We start from the raw sequence: 17,666 nt of genomic DNA on the forward strand, positions 1-17,666 counted from the left end.
GCTCACGCATGAACTCGCTCGACCGACGCGGTTTCCTGAAGATCGCCTCGGCCGCGGGTGCGGCCGCGGCCCTCGCCGCCTGCGGCGGCCCCTCCACGAGCGGTGGCCCCGCCGCCGCGGCGACCGTCGACTACACCGGCGTGACCCCGGCGCCCGAGATCACCTGGTGGTCGTCCAACCCGGGTGGCTCGGAGCCCGTCTCCCGCGAGATCATCGAGGCGTTCCACCGGTCGCAGAGCGGGATCCGGGTGAACCTCGTGACCGCGGGCGCCCACTACGAGGAGATCGCCCAGCGCTTCCAGACCGCGCAGGCGGGCGGGGCCGGGAACCTGCCGGACATCGTCCTGCTGTCGGACGTGTGGTGGTTCCGCTACTACATGCAGCGCTCCATCGTCGATCTCACCCCGCTCACCGCGGCGCTGGGCTGGGACCTGAGCGACTACCGCCAGGGCCTGGTCGACGACTACAGCTACGACGGCAAGCTGTGGGCCATCCCGTGGGCCCGCTCGACCCCGCTCTTCTACTACAACAAGGCGCACTGGGCCGCCGCCGGGCTGCCGGACCGCGCCCCCGAGACCTGGGCGGAGTTCGCCGAGTGGGGCCCGCGCCTGCAGGCCGCGGGCACCGGCGTCCAGAAGGCCTTCCAGAACCCCGCGCTCGCGGACTACGCGGGCTGGTCCTTCCAGAACAACCTCTGGGGCGAGGGCGGCGGCTGGAGCTCGGACTGGACCGTCACCACGGACGCCGCGGGCTCGGTGAAGGCGCTGCAGCACCTGCAGGACGCCGTGTACACCGGCGGGTGGGCGGGCGTCGCCTCGACCGACGGCGTCACCGACCTCGGCGCCGGTGCCGTCAGCTCCACCATCGGCTCGACGGGCAGCCTGGTCACCCTGCTCAAGGCCGCGACGTTCGACGTCGGCGCGGGGTTCCTGCCGAAGGGCCCGGTCACGGGCCCGGTCTGCCCGACCGGCGGCGCGGGGGTCGGGATCCCGGCGGCGATCACCCCCGAGCGCCAGCTGGCGGCGGCCACGTTCATCCGGTTCCTCACCACGCCGGAGAACACCGTGAAGATGTCCGCGGCCACCGGGTACATGCCGGTCCGGACCTCGGCGGACATCTCCTCGCTGGTCGCGACCGCCCCGCAGCGCCAGGTCGCGATCGACCAGCTCACGGTCACCCGGGTGCAGGACCGCGCGCGGGTCTTCCTGCCCGGCGCCGACCAGGAGATCGCCAGGTCGGCGGCGAACATCCTGACCCAGCGCGCGGACGTCGCGACCGAGATGGGGACGCTCGAGAAGACGCTGGAGGGCATCTACACCACCGACGTCCAGCCCAACATCTGATGGCGACGGTCACGTTCGAGGGCGCGAGCCGCGTCTACCCGGGCGCCGACCGCCCGGCCGTCGACGCCCTCGACCTGGAGATCGGCGACGGGGAGTTCCTGGTGCTCGTCGGCCCGTCGGGGTGCGGGAAGTCGACCTCGCTGCGGATGCTCGCCGGGCTGGAGGACGTCGACGCAGGCGCCATCCGGATCGGCGAGCGGGACGTCACCGACGTGCGGCCGAAGGACCGGGACATCGCCATGGTGTTCCAGAACTACGCGCTCTACCCGCACATGTCGGTCGCGGAGAACATGGCGTTCGCGCTGTCCATCGCGGGCAGGCCGAAGTCCGAGATCCGCGAGCGGATCGCCGAGGCGGCTCGGATCCTGGACCTCACGGAGTACCTGGACCGCAAGCCCCGCGCGCTCTCCGGCGGGCAGCGGCAGCGGGTCGCGATGGGCCGGGCGATCGTGCGCGAGCCCAGCGTGTTCTGCATGGACGAACCGCTGTCCAACCTGGACGCCAAGCTGCGGGTGTCCACCCGGACGCAGATCGCCTCGCTGCAGCGGCGGCTGGGGGTGACCACCGTGTACGTCACGCACGACCAGGTCGAGGCGATGACCATGGGCGACCGGGTCGCGGTGCTCGACGGCGGGGCGTTGCAGCAGGTCGCGACCCCGCGGGAGCTCTACGACCGGCCCGCCAACGCCTTCGTGGCCGGGTTCATCGGCTCCCCCGCGATGACTCTCGCGACGCTGCCGGTGGAGGACGGGTGCGTGGCGTTCGGGGCCGCCTCGGTGCGGGCCCCCGGTGCGTCCGTGCTGCTCGGTGTGCGCCCGGAGGACCTGCGTCGGGTCCCGGTCGGCGAAGGGCTCGCTGTGGAGGTGGAGGTCGTCGAGGAGCTGGGGTCCGACGCGTTCCTCTACGGCTCCGCTCTGCTCGGGGCCGAGCGCCGGACCGTGACGGCCCGCACGGACCCGCGGAACCCGCCGTCCCGGGGCGAGGCCGTCCACCTCGCCCCGGACCCGGCGCGGGTGCACCTCTTCGACCCCGCGACGGGCCGCAGGCTCTGAACCGACGAGAGGCCCCTCGCCTGCGCGGCGAGGGGCCTCTCGGAGTCGGGGTCAGATCAGGCCGAGGCCCTTGACGGCCTCGCGCTCCTCGACCAGCTCGGCCACGGAGGCGTCGATCTTCCCGCGGGAGAAGGCGTCGATCTCCAGGCCCTGGACGATCTCGTACTTCCCGTTCCTCACCGTGACCGGGAAGGAGGAGATGATGCCCTCGGCCACGCCGTAGGACCCGTCCGACGGGATGGCCATCGAGGTCCAGTCGCCCTCGGCGGTGCCGTTCGTCCAGGTGTGGACGTGGTCGATCGCCGCGGAGGCCGCGGAGGCGGCCGACGACGCGCCCCGGGCCTCGATGATCGCCGCGCCACGCTTGGCGACGGTCGGGATGAAGGTGTCCTTCAGCCAGGCGTCCTCCACCTGCTCGGCGGCGATCTTGCCGCCGACCTCGGCGTGGTAGAGGTCCGGGTACTGGGTGGCGGAGTGGTTGCCCCAGATCGTCATCTTCTTGATCTCGGTCACCGGCACCGACAGCTTCTGCGACAGCTGCGCGAGGGCGCGGTTGTGGTCCAGGCGAGTCATGGCGGTGAAGCGCTCGGCCGGGACGTCCGGCGCCGCGGACTGGGCGATCAGCGCGTTGGTGTTCGCCGGGTTGCCGACGACCAGGACGCGGATGTCGTCCGCCGCGCCCGCGTTGATGGCCTTGCCCTGCGGGGCGAAGATGCCGCCGTTGGCCTCGAGCAGGTCGCCGCGCTCCATGCCCTTGGTGCGCGGGCGCGCACCGACGAGCAGGGCGACGTTGGCGCCGTCGAAGGCCTTGGTGGCGTCGTCGAAGATGTCGACGCCGGCGAGCAGCGGGAAGGCCCCGTCGCTCAGCTCCATCGCGGTACCCTCGGCCGCCTTGACGGCCTGGGGGATCTCCAGCAGGTTCAGCTTCACCGGGGTGTCGGACCCCAGGAGCTGCCCGGAGGCGATCCGGAAGAGCAGCGCGTAACCGATCTGGCCAGCGGCTCCGGTGACAGTGACGGTGACAGGTGTGGACACGCGGTGAGGCTATCCCCCTCGTTCGCCCTGCGCCGCGACGGGGATCACCGAGGTGGCGCAGGTCTCGCACCGGCTGCCTCGACGCCGCCGGGCACGCTCTAGGCTCGGCGGCGTGGCGAAGCAGGAGCGGGGCGCGGCACCCGAGACGGACGTCCCCTACTACCGCGCCCTCTTCGGGGCGTTGGGCTGGGGCGTCGTCGCCTTCGCGATCCTGGTGCTGTTCGGCCGCGGCGAGGGCGAGGCGGACACCACCCGGCTGCTGGTCCAGATCGGCTGGATCCTCATCGCCTGCGTGCTGGCCGCCTGGCCCACCTGGTATGCCGCCCGCCATCGCGGCTGGTCCGAGCTGTGGAAGCTGTTCCTGCTGGCCGCGCCCGCCTTCTGGGTGCTCCGCGCGCTCACGCTGATCCTGGACGCCCTGCTGTTCCGCTAGCCCGCGAACCGGGCGTGCTCGACCTTCAGGCACCGGTCCATCACGACGGCGAGCCCCGCGGCCTCGGCACGGACGGCGAGGTCCTCCGCCCAGAGCCCGACCTGCAGCCACCAGGTCCGCACGCCGCCGAGGGCGAGCACGTCGTCCAGCACCGCGGGGAGGTCCTCCCGACGGCGGAAGGTGTCGACCAGGTCCGGGACGCCGGGGCAGTCCGCCAGGGTCGGGTAGGCGGGTCGGCCCAGGACCGAGTCGGCGCGGGGGTTGACGAACCAGACCTCGTAGTCGGTCGCGGTGAGCAGGTAGCGCGCCACGCCGTGCGACGGCCGGGCGGGGTTCGGCGAGGCGCCCACCACCGCGACGGTGCGGGTCTCCCGCAGGATCCGCCGCCGCTCGACCGGACCCGGGTTCCGCCACGCGGACGGGTCCTCCCGCAGGCTGCTCTCCGGGCTCATCGCTCGCCCGCCGAGCGCGGGAACCGCACCAGACCCTCCTGCATGGTGCTCGCGACCAGCACGCCCTCGCGGGTGAAGAACCGGCCCTGCGCCAGGCCGCGGCCGCCCGAGGCCGCCGGGCTCCAGCACTCGTAGAGCAGCCACTCGTCCGCGCGGAAGGGCTCGTGGAACCACATCGCGTGGTCCAGGCTCGCCATCTGCACCTGGGTGGTCGCCAGGTCGTGGCGGGCGACGACCGACCCGAGCAGCGTGAGGTCGGACAGGTAGGTGAGCAGGCAGACGTGGCGGACCGGGTCGTCCGGCAGCACCCCGTCCGCCTTCATCCACGCCCGCACGGGTTCCTCGGTGGCCAGCCGGTCCCGGGTCCAGACCGGCTCGTCCAGCAGTCGCACGTCCAGCGAGCGGGGCATCTGGGCCAGCCAGCCGCCGCCCCCGGTGAGCACCTGCGACCCGAGGTCCGGCAGGTCCTCCGGGGCGGGCACGCCCGCGGGCAGCGGGACGGTGTGCACCGGCCCGGACTGCGCCACCTGGAAGGACGCCGACAGCGCGAAGATCGCCTGGCCGTGCTGGATCGCCATCACCCGGCGCGTGGTGAACGAGCTGCCGTCCCGGACCCGCTCGACCTGGTACACGATCGGCCGGGTGGGGTCTCCCCCGCGCAGGAAGTAGGCGTGCAGCGAGTGCACGCTGCGGTCCCGCGCCACGGTCCGGGCCGCGGCGACCAACGCCTGCGCCGCGACCTGGCCGCCGAACACCCGCACCGGCGACGCGTCGGGGCTGGTGCCGCGGAAGAGGTCGACCTCCAGCTGCTCGAGGACGAGCAGGTCCATCAGCTCGTCCAGCACGGCCTGGCCGCGGGGGACGCCGTCGACGCTGAGTTCGGTCACGGCCGGGAGCCTAGGCGTGGTCCTCCTCGCCGAGGCGGTGGACGCGGATGAGGTTCGTCGAGCCGACGGTGGACGGGGGCGAGCCCGCCACGATCACGACGAGGTCCCCGGGCTGGAACCGGCCGATGGACAGCATCGCGTGGTCGACCTGGCGGACCATGGCGTCCGTCGAGTCCACCGCCTCGACCAGGAAGGTCTCGACGCCCCAGGTCATCGCGAGCTGGCTGCGCACGTCCGCGGCGGGGGTGAACGCCAGCAGCGGGAGCCGCGTGTGCAGCCGGGCGAGCCTGCGCACGGTGTCCCCGGACTGGGAGAACGCGACCAGCGCCCGCGCCGAGAGGCGCTCGCCGATGTCCCGGGCGGCGTAGGACAGCACGCCCCGCTTGGTCCGCGGCACGTGGTTGAGCGGCGGCACGTTCGTGGGCCCCGCCTCGACGGCCTCGATGATCGTGGCCATCGTGCGCACCGTCTTGATCGGGTAGCGGCCGACGCCGGTCTCCCCGGACAGCATCAGCGCGTCCGCGCCGTCCAGCACCGCGTTCGCGACGTCCGACGCCTCGGCGCGGGTCGGCCGCGAGTTGGTGATCATCGAGTCCAGCATCTGGGTCGCGACGATCACCGGCTTGGCGTTCTCCCGGGCGATCTGGATGGCCCGCTTCTGGACCAGCGGGACGTTCTCCAGCGGCAGCTCGACGCCGAGGTCGCCGCGGGCGACCATCACGCCGTCGAACGCCAGCACGATGGCCTCGAGGTTGTCGACGGCCTCCGGCTTCTCCAGCTTGGCGACGACCGGCAGCTTGACGCCGATCTTCTCCATGATCCGGTGCACGCCGTCGATGTCCGCCGGGCTGCGCACGAAGCTCAGCGCGATGATGTCCACCGACAGCTGGAGCGCGAACTCCAGGTCCGCGATGTCCTTCTCGCTCATCGCGGGCACCGAGACGTTCATCCCCGGCAGCGAGATGCCCTTGTTGTTGCTGACGGGGCCGCCCTCGGTGACCCGGCAGACGACGTCCGTCCCGTCCACCTCGACCACGCGGAGACCGACCTTGCCGTCGTCGACGAGCAGTCGGTCCCCGGCGCGCGCGTCCTGCGCGAGGCCCTTGTAGGTGGTGGAGACGCGGTCGTGGGTGCCCGCGCAGTCGTCCACGGTGATCCGCACCTCCTCACCGGTCTGCCACTCGGTGGGGCCGTCGGCGAAGGTGCCGAGGCGGATCTTGGGGCCCTGCAGGTCGGCCAGGATGCCGACGGCGCGGCCCTCGGCGTCCGCTGCGTCTCGGACCATCTGGAACACACGCTTGTGGTCGTCTCGCGTGCCGTGGCTGAAGTTCAGTCGCGCGACGTCCATCCCCGCCGCCACCAGCTCCCGGATACGGTCGGGTGTCGCGGTGGCCGGGCCGATGGTGCAGACGATCTTGGTGCGGCGAGTCACGGCGTCCAGCCTAGCGCGCTCTCTTTAACGATCAGGTTGGAGGAAGGCGAACAGTGGGTCGGCTGTGTTTCGGCGGTGCGGTGCTGGTCAGCCTGGTGGTCCTGTTCATGCCGGCCGACGGTGTGCCGTGGGCGCCCGCCGGGGTGGACAAGCTCGTCCATCTGGGCGTGTTCGCCCTCCTGGGTGCCACCGGTCGGTGGATCCGCATCCCGCCGCTGCCGCTCGTAGTGGCCCTGACGGCCTACGCGGTGCTCTCCGAGGTCCTGCAGGGCCTCCTGCCGATCGGCCGCAGCCCCGACGTGCTGGACGTCGTGGCGGACTGCGTGGGCGTCTCCCTCGGCATCCTGGCCCACGCCCTGCTGACCCGCGGGCCTACCGGCGGGGCTGCTCGCTAGGGCCAACGTGGTCCGCGAGCCACTCCGCGAGGGGGCGGCCTGCGCGCCAGACCTTCTGCACGCGGGTGAGGCAGGTGCGCTCGTGGAGGGCGTCGTCCGGGGGCCAGCGGCGGGAGACCATCAGGCCCTTGCGACGCAGCAGGTCCAGCCGCGGGTGCTCGGGGTCGGTGCCCTTGGGGCGGGTCTTGAGCTGCTCGCCGCCGACGGTCAGGCCTGCCTTCTCGGCCGTCTCCAGGATCGTCTCGAGTGCCGCGCCGCGGCGGTCGTCGTCCACGGCGGCGCGGAAGCGGGCGAGCTGGTCGGGGGCCATGCCGTAGTAGCCCGCGGCGGCCAGCAGGCCCTCGGGGCCGACCTGCACGTAGAACGGCGGAGCGAACCCGCCGCAGTGCGTCTTGTAGGGGGTCTTGTCCTTCGAGAACCGCACGTCCCGGTACGGCCGGAACACCTTCCCCGCGCCGAACTCCGGCTCCAGGTCGGCGAGCAGCGCGAGCATCGGCGCCTTGACGTGCTCCTCGTAGAGCGCGCGCTGGTCGGTCCAGTAGGCCTTGCTGTTGTCCGCGAGCAGGCCGTCGTAGAACTCGACGGCACCGTCTCCGAAGCCGGTGAAGCTCATGGACGGTCCGGGGTGTCGCCGTTCTCCTCGGCCCCGTCGGCCTCCTCGGGCGAGCGGTCCCCGACGGTCGCGGCGGCCCTGTCGTCCGCCGGTTCCGCCCCGGGCGGCTCCACCCCGGCCAGCACGAAGGCCTCGGGCGGCACCGTCTCGCGCGGCCCGCGCACGAACGCCACGTACGCGACCGCGGCCAGGAAGATCACCGCGGACACGACGACGTTGATCCGGATGTCGCCGAACACGCGGGTCGCGGGGTCGGTGCGCATGAGCTCGATGAAGAACCGGCCGAGCGTGTAGCCCGCCACGTACAGCGCGAAGACCCGGCCGCGGCCGAGCCGGAAGCGGCGGTCCGCCCACACGATCAGCGCGGCGACGGCCAGGTTCCAGATCAGCTCGTACAGGAACGTGGGGTGCACGACCGCGATCGGGTTCGCCGTGTCCACGGCGATGCCGCCCAGCGGGTCCGACGCCCCCGTGGACGGGTCCATCCGCTCGTAGATCTCCAGGCCCCACGGCAGCGTGGTCGGCCCGCCGTAGAGCTCCTGGTTGAAATAGTTGCCGAGCCGCCCGATCGCCTGCGCGGCGACGATCCCTGGGGCGACGGCGTCCGCGAAGAAGGGCAGCGGGATCCCGCGGCGGCGGCACCCGATCCACGCTCCGACGGCGCCGAGCGCGATGGCCCCCCAGATCCCGAGGCCGCCCTCCCAGATCTTCAGCGCCGCGACCGGGTCGCCGCCGGGGCCGAAGTAGGTCCGCCAGTCCGTGGCGAGGTGGTAGAGCCGTCCCCCGACGAGCCCGAACGGCACCGCCCACACGGCCACGTCCACCACCGTGCCCGCGGGCCCGCCGCGCGCGACGAACCGCTTCTCGCCCCACCAGATCGCCACGACGATGCCGGCGATGATGCACAGCGCGTACGCCCGCAGCGGGATCGGCCCGAGGTGCCAGACGCCCCGGTCGGGGCTGGGCAGGTAGGCCAGGAAGGCGGTGCTCACGCGCCCACCGTAGCGCGGCGCCACATCCCCACGGTCGGACGACCCCGGCACCGCCGCCGCACCACTTCGCCCCGCCCGCACGCCTGCGAGCGTGCGGCGTCCTCACCGATGCGGGCAGGGCAGAGGGGTGCGGGTGAAGCGCTCAGGCCGGGACGCCCGCCCGCGCCACACCCGCGGCCAGGTCCCGCGCCAGGGCGCGGACGCCCTCGGTGCCGCCCTGCTCCGCCGCCGTGACGAACGCCGAGCCCACGATCACCGCGTCGGCGAACGCCGCGATCTCCGCGGCCTGGTCGCCGTTGCGCACGCCCAGCCCGACCCCGATCGGGAGCGAGGTGTGCGGGCGGGTGCGGGCGACGATGTCCCCGGCCGCCGAGTTGACCGAGTCCCGCGCGCCCGTGACGCCCATGACCGAGGTGGCGTAGACGAACCCGCTGGAGGCGGCCGTGGTCGAGGCGATCCGCTCCTCGGTCGAGGACGGCGCGACCAGGAAGGTCCGGGCCAGCCCGTGCTTCTCCGACGCGGCCAGCCACTCGTCCGCCTCGTCCGGGATCAGGTCCGGGGTGATCATCCCGAGACCGCCCGCCGCGGCGAGGTCCGCGGCGAACCGCTCCACCCCGTACTTCATGACCGGGTTGAAATAGGTCATGACCACGCAGTTCCCGCCGGCCGCGGTGACCCGCGAGACCGTCTCGAACACGTCCCTGAGCCGGAACCCGTTCGTCAGTGCCTCGTCCGCGGCGGCCTGGATCGTGGGGCCGTCCATCACCGGGTCCGAGTACGGGACGCCGACCTCGAGCAGGTCGCAGCCGCCCTCACTCATCGCGGTCAGCAGCGCGACGCCCTCGTCCAGCGTCGGGTAGCCGGCGGGCAGGTACCCCACCAGCGCGCCCCGGCCCTCGGCCCGGCACCGCGCGAACACCTCGTCGACGCTCCGCGCCGCCGGTTCGCTCGCGAGCTCGCTCACGCCTGGATCCCCTCGGTCTCGCTGCCGGCGTCCGCGAAGGACCCCGCGGGCTCCTTGACCACGCCCTCGGCTATCGCGGTCCCGTCCGCGGACTCCGCCGACTCGTCCGAGCCGATCATGCCGAACCACTTCGCGGCGGTGTCGACGTCCTTGTCCCCGCGCCCGGACAGGTTGACCAGGATGACCGCGTCCGGCCCGAGCTCCTTGCCCAGCCGCAGCGCACCGGCCACGGCGTGCGCGGACTCGATCGCCGGGATGATCCCCTCGGTGCGGCAGAGCAGCGCGAACGCGTCCATCGCCTCGGCGTCCGTCACCGGCTGGTACTCGGCGCGGCCGATGTCCTTGAGCAGCGAGTGCTCCGGCCCGACGCCCGGGTAGTCCAGGCCCGCGGAGATCGAGTACGACTCGGCGGTCTGCCCGTCCTCGTCCTGCAGCAGGTAGCTCATGGCGCCGTGCAGGGCGCCGGGCGAGCCCGCGGACAGGGTGGCGCCGTGCCGACCGGTCTCGACGCCGTCCCCGCCGGGCTCGAATCCGACGAGCCGGACGCCCGGGTCGTCCAGGAAGGCGTGGAAGATCCCGATGGCGTTCGACCCGCCGCCGACGCAGGCGGCGATCGCGGTGGGCAGCCGACCGGTGCGCTCCAGCACCTGCTCGCGCGCCTCCAGCCCGATGATCCGGTGGAAGTCCCGCACGAGCTGCGGGAACGGGTGCGGGCCCGCCACCGTGCCCAGCAGGTAGTGGGTGGAGTCGACGTTCGTGACCCAGTCCCGGAGCGCCTCGTTGATCGCGTCCTTCAGCGTGCGCGACCCGGTCTTCACCGGGATCACGGTGGCACCGAGCAGCCGCATGCGGGCCACGTTGAGCGCCTGCCGACGGGTGTCGACCTCGCCCATGTAGACCACGCACTCGAGGTCCAGCAGCGCGCACGCGGTCGCGGTGGCGACGCCGTGCTGGCCCGCCCCGGTCTCGGCGATGACCCGCTTCTTGCCCATCCGCTTGGTGAGCAGCGCCTGGCCCAGCACGTTGTTGATCTTGTGCGAGCCGGTGTGGTTGAGGTCCTCGCGCTTGAGCAGGATCCGCGCGCCGCCCGCGTGCTGCGACAGCTTCGGGACGTCCGTGAGCGGCGAGGGCCGCCCGGTGTAGTCCCGGTGCAGCCGGTCGAGCTCGTTCAGGAACTCCGGGTCGTGGCGGGCCTTCTCGTAGGCCGCCTCGAGCTCGTCGAGCGCGGCGACCAGGGCCTCGGGCACCCATCGGCCCCCGTAGCGGCCGAAGTGGCCGCGCTCGTCGGGTTCATGTCCCGAAGGGGTCTCGATGCCCTGACTCGCCTGAACGCTCACCGCACCATTCTGGAGCACGACGGATGGAAGCCCGCAGCCACCAGGGCCCGCACGGCGGCGCCGGGGTCCCCGCTGGTCACCAGGCCCTCGCCGACGAGCACCGCGTCGGCGCCCCAGCCGGCGTAGGTCAGCAGGTCACCGGGCCCGCGGACGCCGGACTCGGCGACCCGCAGCACGTCGTTCGGCAGGCCGGGCGCCATCCGCCCGAACACGCCGCGGTCCACCTCGAGGGTGTGCAGGTTCCGCGCGTTGACGCCGATGAGCCGGGCCCCGGCCTCCAGCGCGCGGTCCGCCTCCTCCTCGTGGTGCACCTCGACCAGGGCGGTCATCCCGAGGGACTCCACCCGATCCAGCAGCGACTCGAGGACGTTCTGCTCCAACGCCGCGACGATCAGCAGCACGAGGTCCGCGCCGTACGCCCGGGCCTCGTGGACCTGGTACGGCGTGACGATGAAGTCCTTGCGCAGGACGCAGACGTCCACGGCGGCGCGCACGGCCGCCAGGTCGTCCAGCGAGCCGCCGAACCGGCGCTGCTCGGTGAGCACCGAGATCACCCGCGCGCCGTTGTCGGCGTAGGCCTTCGCCAGCACGGCGGGATCCGGGATCTGCGCCAGCGCGCCCTTCGACGGGCTGCGCCGCTTCACCTCGGCGATCACCCCGACGCCCGGCTCCTTCATGGTGGCCATGACGTCCTTCGGCGGGGCCGCCGCCGCGGCCCGCCGCTTGATCTCCGCGAAGTCCACCGCGGCCTCCCGGACCGCGAGATCCTCGCGCACTCCGTCCACGATGGAGTCGAGCACACTCTCGCCCACGGGGCGCACTCCCCTTCGGTGCCGTTGGTCGGGGTCGCCGGCTCCCCCTCCGGATCCGGGCCTACCAGGCGTCTCCCGCACTCTAATCAGCCCGTTCCGGGCGGGAGAACGCACCCTCGGTCGTCGGGTCGACGCCGGAGTCCAGCTCGTCCCACGCGGTGCGTTCGGGGTCCCGGGGGCGCCCGGCCCCAGGGGCGTCGTACTTCGCGCCCATCCGCGGCAGTCGCCGGTCCGCCACGGCCAGGACCACTCCGCCCACCGCCACGAGCAGCCCGCCGACGAGGGCCAGCAGGGGCGCCGCGGTGGTGCTCACCGTGGCGCCGGGGACCGCAGCCGCCCCGCCCGCCGCGCTGCCGACGAGGCCGGGCAGCTCCGCCGCGGACGGCGGGTCCAGCCAGGACACCAGCGCGACGACCAGGCCGCCGAGCCCGGCCGCGGCCACGAGCACGCCGAGGATCCGCCGGGCCACCCCGGCGAGCGCGACCGCCGCGGCGACCCCGGCCACCGCGACCACCGCCAGGCCGACGAGCACGGGCGCGACCTGCGCGCCGGTCACGGCCAGCGGGACGTCCCCGACCGCGCCGTGCCCCGTCACGGCGACCCGAGTCGAGGCCCAGTCCAGCCGGGTCGCGCCCCACAGCCCGCCCGCGCCGAGCAGCAGCGCGAGGGCGACGACGCCGAACAGCCCGCCCCGCGTCACGGGCGCCTCAGCGTGGCCGCGGTGGCCACCGCCGACAGCACCGCCCGCGCCTTGTTCAGGCACTCCGTGTCCTCGGCCTCCGGGTCGGAGTCCGCGACGATCCCGCCGCCCGCCTGCACGTACGCCCGCCCGTCCCGCACCAGCGCGGTCCGGATGGCGATGGCGGTGTCGGCGTTGCCCGCGAAGTCCAGGTAGCCCACGATGCCGCCGTAGAGGCCGCGCCGGGTGGGCTCCAGCTCGTCGATCACCTGCATGGCGCGGACCTTGGGGGCACCGGACAGGGTGCCCGCCGGGAAGCAGGACAACACCGCGTCGACGGCGTTGCGGTCCGCGCGCAGCCGCCCGGTGACCGTCGAGACCAGGTGCATGACGTGGCTGTACCGCTCCACGGAGAAGAAGTTGCGCACCTTCACCGTGCCCGGCTCGCAGACCCGGCCGAGGTCGTTGCGCCCCAGGTCGACGAGCATGACGTGCTCGGAGCGCTCCTTCTCGTCGTGCCGCAGGTCCTTCTCCAGCAGCTCGTCCTCCTCGTCCGTGGCCCCGCGCCAGCGCGTCCCCGCGATCGGGTGCGTGGTCGCCTGCCCGTCGACGACGGTGACGAGCGCCTCCGGGCTGGACCCGACGATCGTGAAGGGCGTGCCGCCGGACTCGTCGGAGAGGGTGAGCAGGTACATGTACGGGCTGGGGTTGGTGGTGCGCAGCACGCGGTAGACGTCCAGCGGGTCGGCGGCGCAGTCCATCTCGAAGCGCTGCGAGACCACGATCTGGAAGCACTCCCCCGCCCGGATCTGCTCCTTGGCGATCTCCACCGCGGCGAAGTGCTCGGCCCTCGTGCGCTTGCGCTCGAACCGCGGGGCCGCGGAGCTGTAGACCGCGACCGTCGACGGCGAGGGGGCCGCCAGCTCCGCGGTCATCCGGTCCAGCCGGGCGACGGCGTCGTCGTAGGCCTCGTCGACGCGCTCGTCCGAGGCGTCCCAGTTGATCGCGTTGGCGATCAGCAGGATCGCGCCCTCGTGGTGGTCGACGGCGGCGATGTCCGTGGCCAGCAGCAGGACGAGCTCGGGGATCCGCAGGTCGTCCACCGGAGGGTTCTCGGCGGAGCCGATCCGCTCGATCCGCCGGACGATGTCGTAGCCCATGTACCCGACGAGCCCGCCGGTCAGCGGCGGCATCCCGGGCAGCTGCTCGCTGCGCAGCTCCTCGACGACCGCGCGGACGGCGGCGAGCACGTCGCCCTCCGTCGGCAGGTGGTCCGGGACCTCGCCGGTCCAGCGGATCTCCCCGTCGACGGTGGTCAGCGTGGCGGCCGACCGGGCGCCGACGAAGGACCAGCGCGACCAGGACCGGCCGTTCTCCGCGGACTCGAACAGGAAGGTCCCGGTGCGGGCCACTCCGCTGTCGGTGCAGAGCTTGCGGTACACCCCGACGGGGGTCTCGTCGTCCGCCAGGAGCCGCCGGGTCACCGGGATGACCCGGTGGTTCTCGGCGAGCGCGCGGAACTCCTCGCGGGTCGGGGTGACCGCCCCGAGCTGGGCCGTCTGCGGTGCCGACGGGGAGGCGGACGGTGCGGAGGTGCCGGCGGTCATGGGTCCATTCTCCCGCGCGGCGCCGAGCGGGTGAAGATGGGGCCGTGAGCGAACCCTCGGCACGGAGTGGCTCCGAGCCCGAGCCCCGCCGCCGCGGCAGGCGCACGTCCGGCGAGGACACCCGGGCCGCGCTGCTCGCCGCGGCGCGCGCGGAGTTCACCGAACGCGGCTTCGAGGGCGCCACGGTCCGCCGGATCGCCGAGCGCGCCAGCGTCGACCCGGCCATGGTCAACCACTGGTTCGGGGGCAAGGAGGCGCTGTTCACGGCCACCCTCGAGCTCCCCGTCGATCCCGGCCCGCTCGTCCGGGCGGCCGCCGACGGGGACCCCGCGACCCTCGGTGAGCGGATCGTCGCGCTGTTCCTGCAGGTCTGGGACGTCGGACCGGGCGGGGGCCCGATGATCGCCCTGCTGCGCAGCGTCGCAGCGCACCCCTCGGCGGTGCGGATGATCCGGGAGTTCGTCAGCAGGACGATCCTGCGGCCCTTCGTGACGCCGGTCGCCCCGGACCGGGCGGACGAGCGGGCCGCGCTCGTGGCCTCGCAGATGCTGGGGCTCGGCATGATCCGGTACGTCGTGCAGCTGGAGCCGCTGGCCTCGGCGGACCACACCACGATCGTCGCGCTGATCGGACCGACCGTGCAGCGCTACCTCACCGGGCCGCTCCCGGAGGTGCGCGGGCGGGATCAGGGACCCACGAGGCCGGACTCGTAGGCGGCGACGACGGCCCGGGTCCGGTCCCGCGACCCGTCTTGGCCGGCAGGTTCCCGACACGGGTCTCGACGGGCCTGCCGCGTCCGGTGCCCAGCGACCGGGTGGCCGGGTTCCCGCGCCGACCGCATGATGGGGAACGTGGTGGTCATGGACAGGGTCTCGGCACTCCGGGCGCGGCTCGGGGCCGACGTCTTCCAGAAGGTCGCGGGGGACGAGGGGCCGAGCAGGCGCGAGCGGATCCACGCGGCCCCCGGCCCGCGGTGGTTCGCCGAGGACCGGCCCATCCGCGTGGTGCACGGGGACGCGTCGATGTTCGTCGGCGGGTTGCGGGCGCTGCTGTTGCAGTCCCTGCATCCGTTGGCGATGGCCGGGGTCGCGGGGCACTCCGGGTTCCGCGGCGACCCGTGGGGCAGGCTCGCGCGCACCAGCTACTTCCTGGCCAGCACGACGTTCGGCCCGGACGCCGAGGCCCGCGCGACCATCGACCGGATCAAGTCGGTGCACGAGCGCGTCCGCGGTGTCGCCCCGGACGGCCGCCCCTACTCGGCCGGCGACCCGCACCTGCTGGAGTGGGTGCACATCGCGGAGATCGACAGCTTCCTGCGGGCCCACCAGCGCTACGGCTCCCACCCGCTCGACCAGGAGGGTCGCGACGGGTACGTCGCCGACACCGCCCGCGTCGCCCGCGAGCTGGGCGTGCTCGACCCGCCGGAGACGGAGGCCGAGCTGGCCGCGCGGATCGAGCGGTTCCGCCCCGAGCTGGCAGGCACCGCGGAGGCGCGGTCGGCGGCGCGGTTCCTGCTGCTGAACCCGCCCCTGGCCCTGGTCGCCCGCGCCCCCTACGCGCTGCTGGCCGCCGCGGCGGTCGGGCTGCTGCCGAAGTGGGCGCGCAGCCCCCTCCGCCTGCCCTACCTCCCGCTCGTCGAGGCGACCTTCGTGCGGGGCGCGGGCCAGGCCGTGACCAGCGGCATCCGCTGGGTCATGGCCGGCTGACTAGAACAGCGAGTCGGCGTCGAAGCAGGTGCGGTCGCCGGTGTGGCAGGCCGCCCCCTCCTGGTCCACCAGGACCAGCAGGGTGTCCCCGTCGCAGTCCAGCCGGACGTCGTGGACGTACTGGGTGTGCCCGGACGTCTCGCCCTTGACCCAGTACTCCTGCCTGCTCCGCGACCAGTACGTGCCCCTGCGGGTGGTCAGGGTGCGGTGCAGGGCCTCGTCGTCCATCCAGGCGACCATCAGGACGTCCTTGCTGGCCACGTCCTGCACGACGGCGCAGACGAGCCCGTCCGCGTCCCGCTTGAGCATGGCGGCGATGGCCGGATCCAGCGCCGAGCTCTCCACCCGGGTCACCTGACCTCCACGTGGTCCGCGCGCAGCACGTCCTTGACCTCACCGATCCGCAGCTGTCCGAAGTGGAAGACGCTGGCCGCGAGCACCGCGTCCGCCCCCGCCCGGACCGCGGGCGGGAAGTGCTCCAGCGCCCCCGCGCCGCCGGACGCGATGACCGGCACGTCCACGACCCGGCGCACCTTCTCGATCAGCTCGAGGTCGAACCCGGCGCGGGTGCCGTCCGCGTCCATCGAGTTCAGCAGGATCTCCCCGACGCCCAGCTCCTGGCCGCGCGCCGCCCACTCGACGGCGTCGATCCCGGTGCCGGTGCGCCCACCGTGGGTGGTGACCTCGAACCCCGAGCTCGTCGCCGGGCCGTCCACCACGCGCCGCGCGTCGACGGACAGCACGATGCACTGCGACCCGAACCGCCGCGCCATCTCGCCCAGCAGCTCCGGCCGCGCGATCGCCGCGGTGTTGACCGACACCTTGTCCGCGCCGGCCCGCAGCATCCGGTCGACGTCGTCCGGCGTGCGGATGCCGCCCCCGACCGTCAGGGGGATGAAGACCTGCTCGGCGGTGCGGCGGACGACGTCGATCATCGTCTCCCGCTCCCCCGACGACGCCGTGACGTCCAGGAACGTGAGCTCGTCCGCGCCCTCGGCGTCGTAGACCGCGGCCATCTCGACCGGGTCCCCGGCGTCTCGCAGCTCCTGGAAGTTGACGCCCTTGACCACCCGCCCGGCGTCCACGTCCAGGCAGGGGATCACCCGCACCGCGACGCCCACTAGCGGACCGCCGCGAGCGCCTCGGGCAGCGTGAAGCGACCCGCGTAGAGCGCCTTCCCGACGATCGACCCCTCGATCACGCCGGTCTCGGCCAGCGCGACCAGGTCCTTCAGCTCCGAGATCCCGCCGGAGGCGACCACCGGTGCCGGGGTCTTCGCGGCGACCTGCGTGAGCAGCTCGACGTTCGGGCCGGTCAGCGTCCCGTCCCGCGAGACGTCCGTGACGATGTAGCGCGAGACACCGTCGCGGTCCATCCGCGCGAGGGTCTCCCAGAGGTCACCGCCGTCCTGCGTCCAGCCGCGGGCGGCCAGCCGGTGCGCCCCATCCTTGATCTTGACGTCCAGCCCGACGGCGATCTTCTCCCCGTGCTCCGCGCACACCTTCGCGCACCACTCGGGGTTCTCCAGGGCGGCGGTGCCGAGGTTGACCCGCGCACAGCCGGTGGCCAGGGCGCGGGCGAGCGACTCGTCGTCCCGGATGCCGCCGGACAGCTCGACCTCGACGTCCAGCTCCCCCACCACGGCGGCGAGCAGCTCGGCGTTCGAGCCCTTGCCGAACGCGGCGTCCAGGTCGACGAGGTGGATCCACTCCGCGCCGTCCTCCTGCCACCTCAGCGCGGCGTCTCGCGGCGCGCCGTAGGAGGTCTCGGTTCCGGCCTCGCCCTGGACCAGGCGCACGGCCCGGCCATCGGCGACGTCCACAGCGGGGAGAAGCGTGAAACTCACCGCACGAGCCTACCCAGCGCCCCCGGTCGACACGACGACCGGCACCGGCGACGGCGGCTGTCGCTCACCACCCGGCGCTCC

The 17,666-nt window shown here is 73.5% G+C and carries 20 protein-coding genes; 6 read left to right on the forward strand and 14 right to left on the reverse strand.

The features are described 5' to 3' along the window. Positions 1-8: 8 nt before the first annotated feature. Together ABD993_RS13260 and ABD993_RS13265 are read left to right on the forward strand one after the other, a co-directional pair. Positions 9-1,343, forward strand: a complete 1,335-nt coding sequence (locus tag ABD993_RS13260) for an ABC transporter substrate-binding protein (RefSeq protein ID WP_345416725.1) — start codon at positions 9-11, stop codon at positions 1,341-1,343. Further along, positions 1,343-2,395, forward strand: coding sequence for an ABC transporter ATP-binding protein (locus ABD993_RS13265; protein WP_345416727.1), 1,053 nt, complete (start codon positions 1,343-1,345; stop codon positions 2,393-2,395). Before ABD993_RS13260 ends, ABD993_RS13265 begins: the two co-directional genes overlap by 1 nt. Before the next feature lie 51 nt (positions 2,396-2,446). Here the strand turns inward: ABD993_RS13265 and ABD993_RS13270 are convergent, their stop codons facing one another. Next, a complete protein-coding gene (locus tag ABD993_RS13270; protein WP_345416729.1) occupies positions 2,447-3,430 on the reverse strand; it encodes a malate dehydrogenase in 984 nt (327 codons plus the stop codon). 112 nt (positions 3,431-3,542) lie between these two features. On the opposite strand from ABD993_RS13270, the gene ABD993_RS13275 reads away from it, so the two are divergent. Continuing rightward, a complete protein-coding gene (locus tag ABD993_RS13275; protein ID WP_345416732.1) occupies positions 3,543-3,863 on the forward strand; it encodes a hypothetical protein in 321 nt (106 codons plus the stop codon). Here ABD993_RS13275 and ABD993_RS13280 read toward each other — a convergent pair. From ABD993_RS13280 to pyk, 3 genes are all read right to left on the reverse strand, one after another. Next, complete coding sequence (locus ABD993_RS13280) at positions 3,860-4,315, reverse strand: CoA-binding protein (protein ID WP_345416735.1); 456 nt, start codon at positions 4,313-4,315, stop codon at positions 3,860-3,862. The genes ABD993_RS13275 and ABD993_RS13280 overlap by 4 nt on opposite strands. Next, on the reverse strand, positions 4,312-5,145 hold the full coding sequence (locus ABD993_RS13285; protein ID WP_345417599.1) for an acyl-CoA thioesterase: 834 nt from the start codon (positions 5,143-5,145) through the stop codon (positions 4,312-4,314). The genes ABD993_RS13280 and ABD993_RS13285 overlap by 4 nt, the downstream gene beginning before the upstream one ends. 67 nt (positions 5,146-5,212) lie before the next feature. Continuing rightward, a complete protein-coding gene (pyk, locus tag ABD993_RS13290) occupies positions 5,213-6,634 on the reverse strand; it encodes a pyruvate kinase (protein ID WP_345416738.1) in 1,422 nt (473 codons plus the stop codon). Positions 6,635-6,687: 53 nt separating this feature from the next. Here pyk and ABD993_RS13295 point away from each other — a divergent pair, with 53 nt between their 5' ends. After that, the gene (locus ABD993_RS13295) at positions 6,688-7,029 is read left to right on the forward strand and encodes a VanZ family protein (RefSeq protein WP_345416741.1); all 342 of its coding nucleotides are present in this window, start codon (positions 6,688-6,690) and stop codon (positions 7,027-7,029) included. On the opposite strand, the gene ABD993_RS13300 is transcribed toward ABD993_RS13295, so the two are convergent. From ABD993_RS13300 to ABD993_RS13330, 7 genes are all read right to left on the reverse strand, one after another. Next, positions 7,007-7,642, reverse strand: coding sequence for a DUF2461 domain-containing protein (locus ABD993_RS13300; protein WP_345416744.1), 636 nt, complete (start codon positions 7,640-7,642; stop codon positions 7,007-7,009). The genes ABD993_RS13295 and ABD993_RS13300 overlap by 23 nt on opposite strands. Next, a complete protein-coding gene (gene lgt, locus ABD993_RS13305) occupies positions 7,639-8,634 on the reverse strand; it encodes a prolipoprotein diacylglyceryl transferase (RefSeq protein ID WP_345416747.1) in 996 nt (331 codons plus the stop codon). The genes ABD993_RS13300 and lgt overlap by 4 nt, the downstream gene beginning before the upstream one ends. Before the next feature lie 142 nt (positions 8,635-8,776). Then, a complete protein-coding gene (gene trpA / locus ABD993_RS13310; RefSeq protein ID WP_345416750.1) occupies positions 8,777-9,598 on the reverse strand; it encodes a tryptophan synthase subunit alpha in 822 nt (273 codons plus the stop codon). Further along, positions 9,595-10,935 (reverse strand): tryptophan synthase subunit beta, encoded by a 1,341-nt coding sequence (gene trpB, locus ABD993_RS13315; protein ID WP_345416753.1) that lies wholly within the window; start codon positions 10,933-10,935, stop codon positions 9,595-9,597. The genes trpA and trpB overlap by 4 nt, the downstream gene beginning before the upstream one ends. After that, the gene (gene trpC / locus ABD993_RS13320; RefSeq protein ID WP_345416756.1) at positions 10,932-11,747 is read right to left on the reverse strand and encodes an indole-3-glycerol phosphate synthase TrpC; all 816 of its coding nucleotides are present in this window, start codon (positions 11,745-11,747) and stop codon (positions 10,932-10,934) included. The genes trpB and trpC overlap by 4 nt, the downstream gene beginning before the upstream one ends. An 82-nt stretch (positions 11,748-11,829) precedes the next feature. After that, positions 11,830-12,447 (reverse strand): Trp biosynthesis-associated membrane protein, encoded by a 618-nt coding sequence (locus ABD993_RS13325; protein WP_345416759.1) that lies wholly within the window; start codon positions 12,445-12,447, stop codon positions 11,830-11,832. Next, on the reverse strand, positions 12,444-14,033 hold the full coding sequence (locus ABD993_RS13330; protein WP_345416762.1) for an anthranilate synthase component I: 1,590 nt from the start codon (positions 14,031-14,033) through the stop codon (positions 12,444-12,446). Before ABD993_RS13330 ends, ABD993_RS13325 begins: the two co-directional genes overlap by 4 nt. 44 nt (positions 14,034-14,077) lie before the next feature. Between ABD993_RS13330 and ABD993_RS13335 the strand changes: the two genes are divergently transcribed. Beyond that, positions 14,078-14,746, forward strand: a complete 669-nt coding sequence (locus ABD993_RS13335; protein ID WP_345416765.1) for a TetR/AcrR family transcriptional regulator — start codon at positions 14,078-14,080, stop codon at positions 14,744-14,746. 147 nt (positions 14,747-14,893) lie between these two features. Continuing rightward, positions 14,894-15,739 (forward strand): oxygenase MpaB family protein, encoded by an 846-nt coding sequence (locus ABD993_RS13340; RefSeq protein WP_345416768.1) that lies wholly within the window; start codon positions 14,894-14,896, stop codon positions 15,737-15,739. Here ABD993_RS13340 and hisI read toward each other — a convergent pair whose 3' ends face one another. The 3 genes from hisI to priA are packed head-to-tail and all read right to left on the reverse strand — an operon-like array spanning position 15,740 to position 17,585. Continuing rightward, the gene (gene hisI, locus ABD993_RS13345) at positions 15,740-16,093 is read right to left on the reverse strand and encodes a phosphoribosyl-AMP cyclohydrolase (protein WP_345416771.1); all 354 of its coding nucleotides are present in this window, start codon (positions 16,091-16,093) and stop codon (positions 15,740-15,742) included. It lies immediately after the preceding gene. Then, the gene (hisF, locus tag ABD993_RS13350) at positions 16,090-16,860 is read right to left on the reverse strand and encodes an imidazole glycerol phosphate synthase subunit HisF (protein WP_345416774.1); all 771 of its coding nucleotides are present in this window, start codon (positions 16,858-16,860) and stop codon (positions 16,090-16,092) included. The genes hisI and hisF overlap by 4 nt, the downstream gene beginning before the upstream one ends. Continuing rightward, a complete protein-coding gene (priA, locus tag ABD993_RS13355) occupies positions 16,860-17,585 on the reverse strand; it encodes a bifunctional 1-(5-phosphoribosyl)-5-((5-phosphoribosylamino)methylideneamino)imidazole-4-carboxamide isomerase/phosphoribosylanthranilate isomerase PriA (protein ID WP_345416777.1) in 726 nt (241 codons plus the stop codon). Before priA ends, hisF begins: the two co-directional genes overlap by 1 nt. Positions 17,586-17,666: the final 81 nt, after the last annotated feature.

It is taken from the genome of Pseudonocardia xishanensis, from assembly GCF_039541715.1.
GTDB lineage: Bacteria > Actinomycetota > Actinomycetes > Mycobacteriales > Pseudonocardiaceae > Pseudonocardia > Pseudonocardia xishanensis.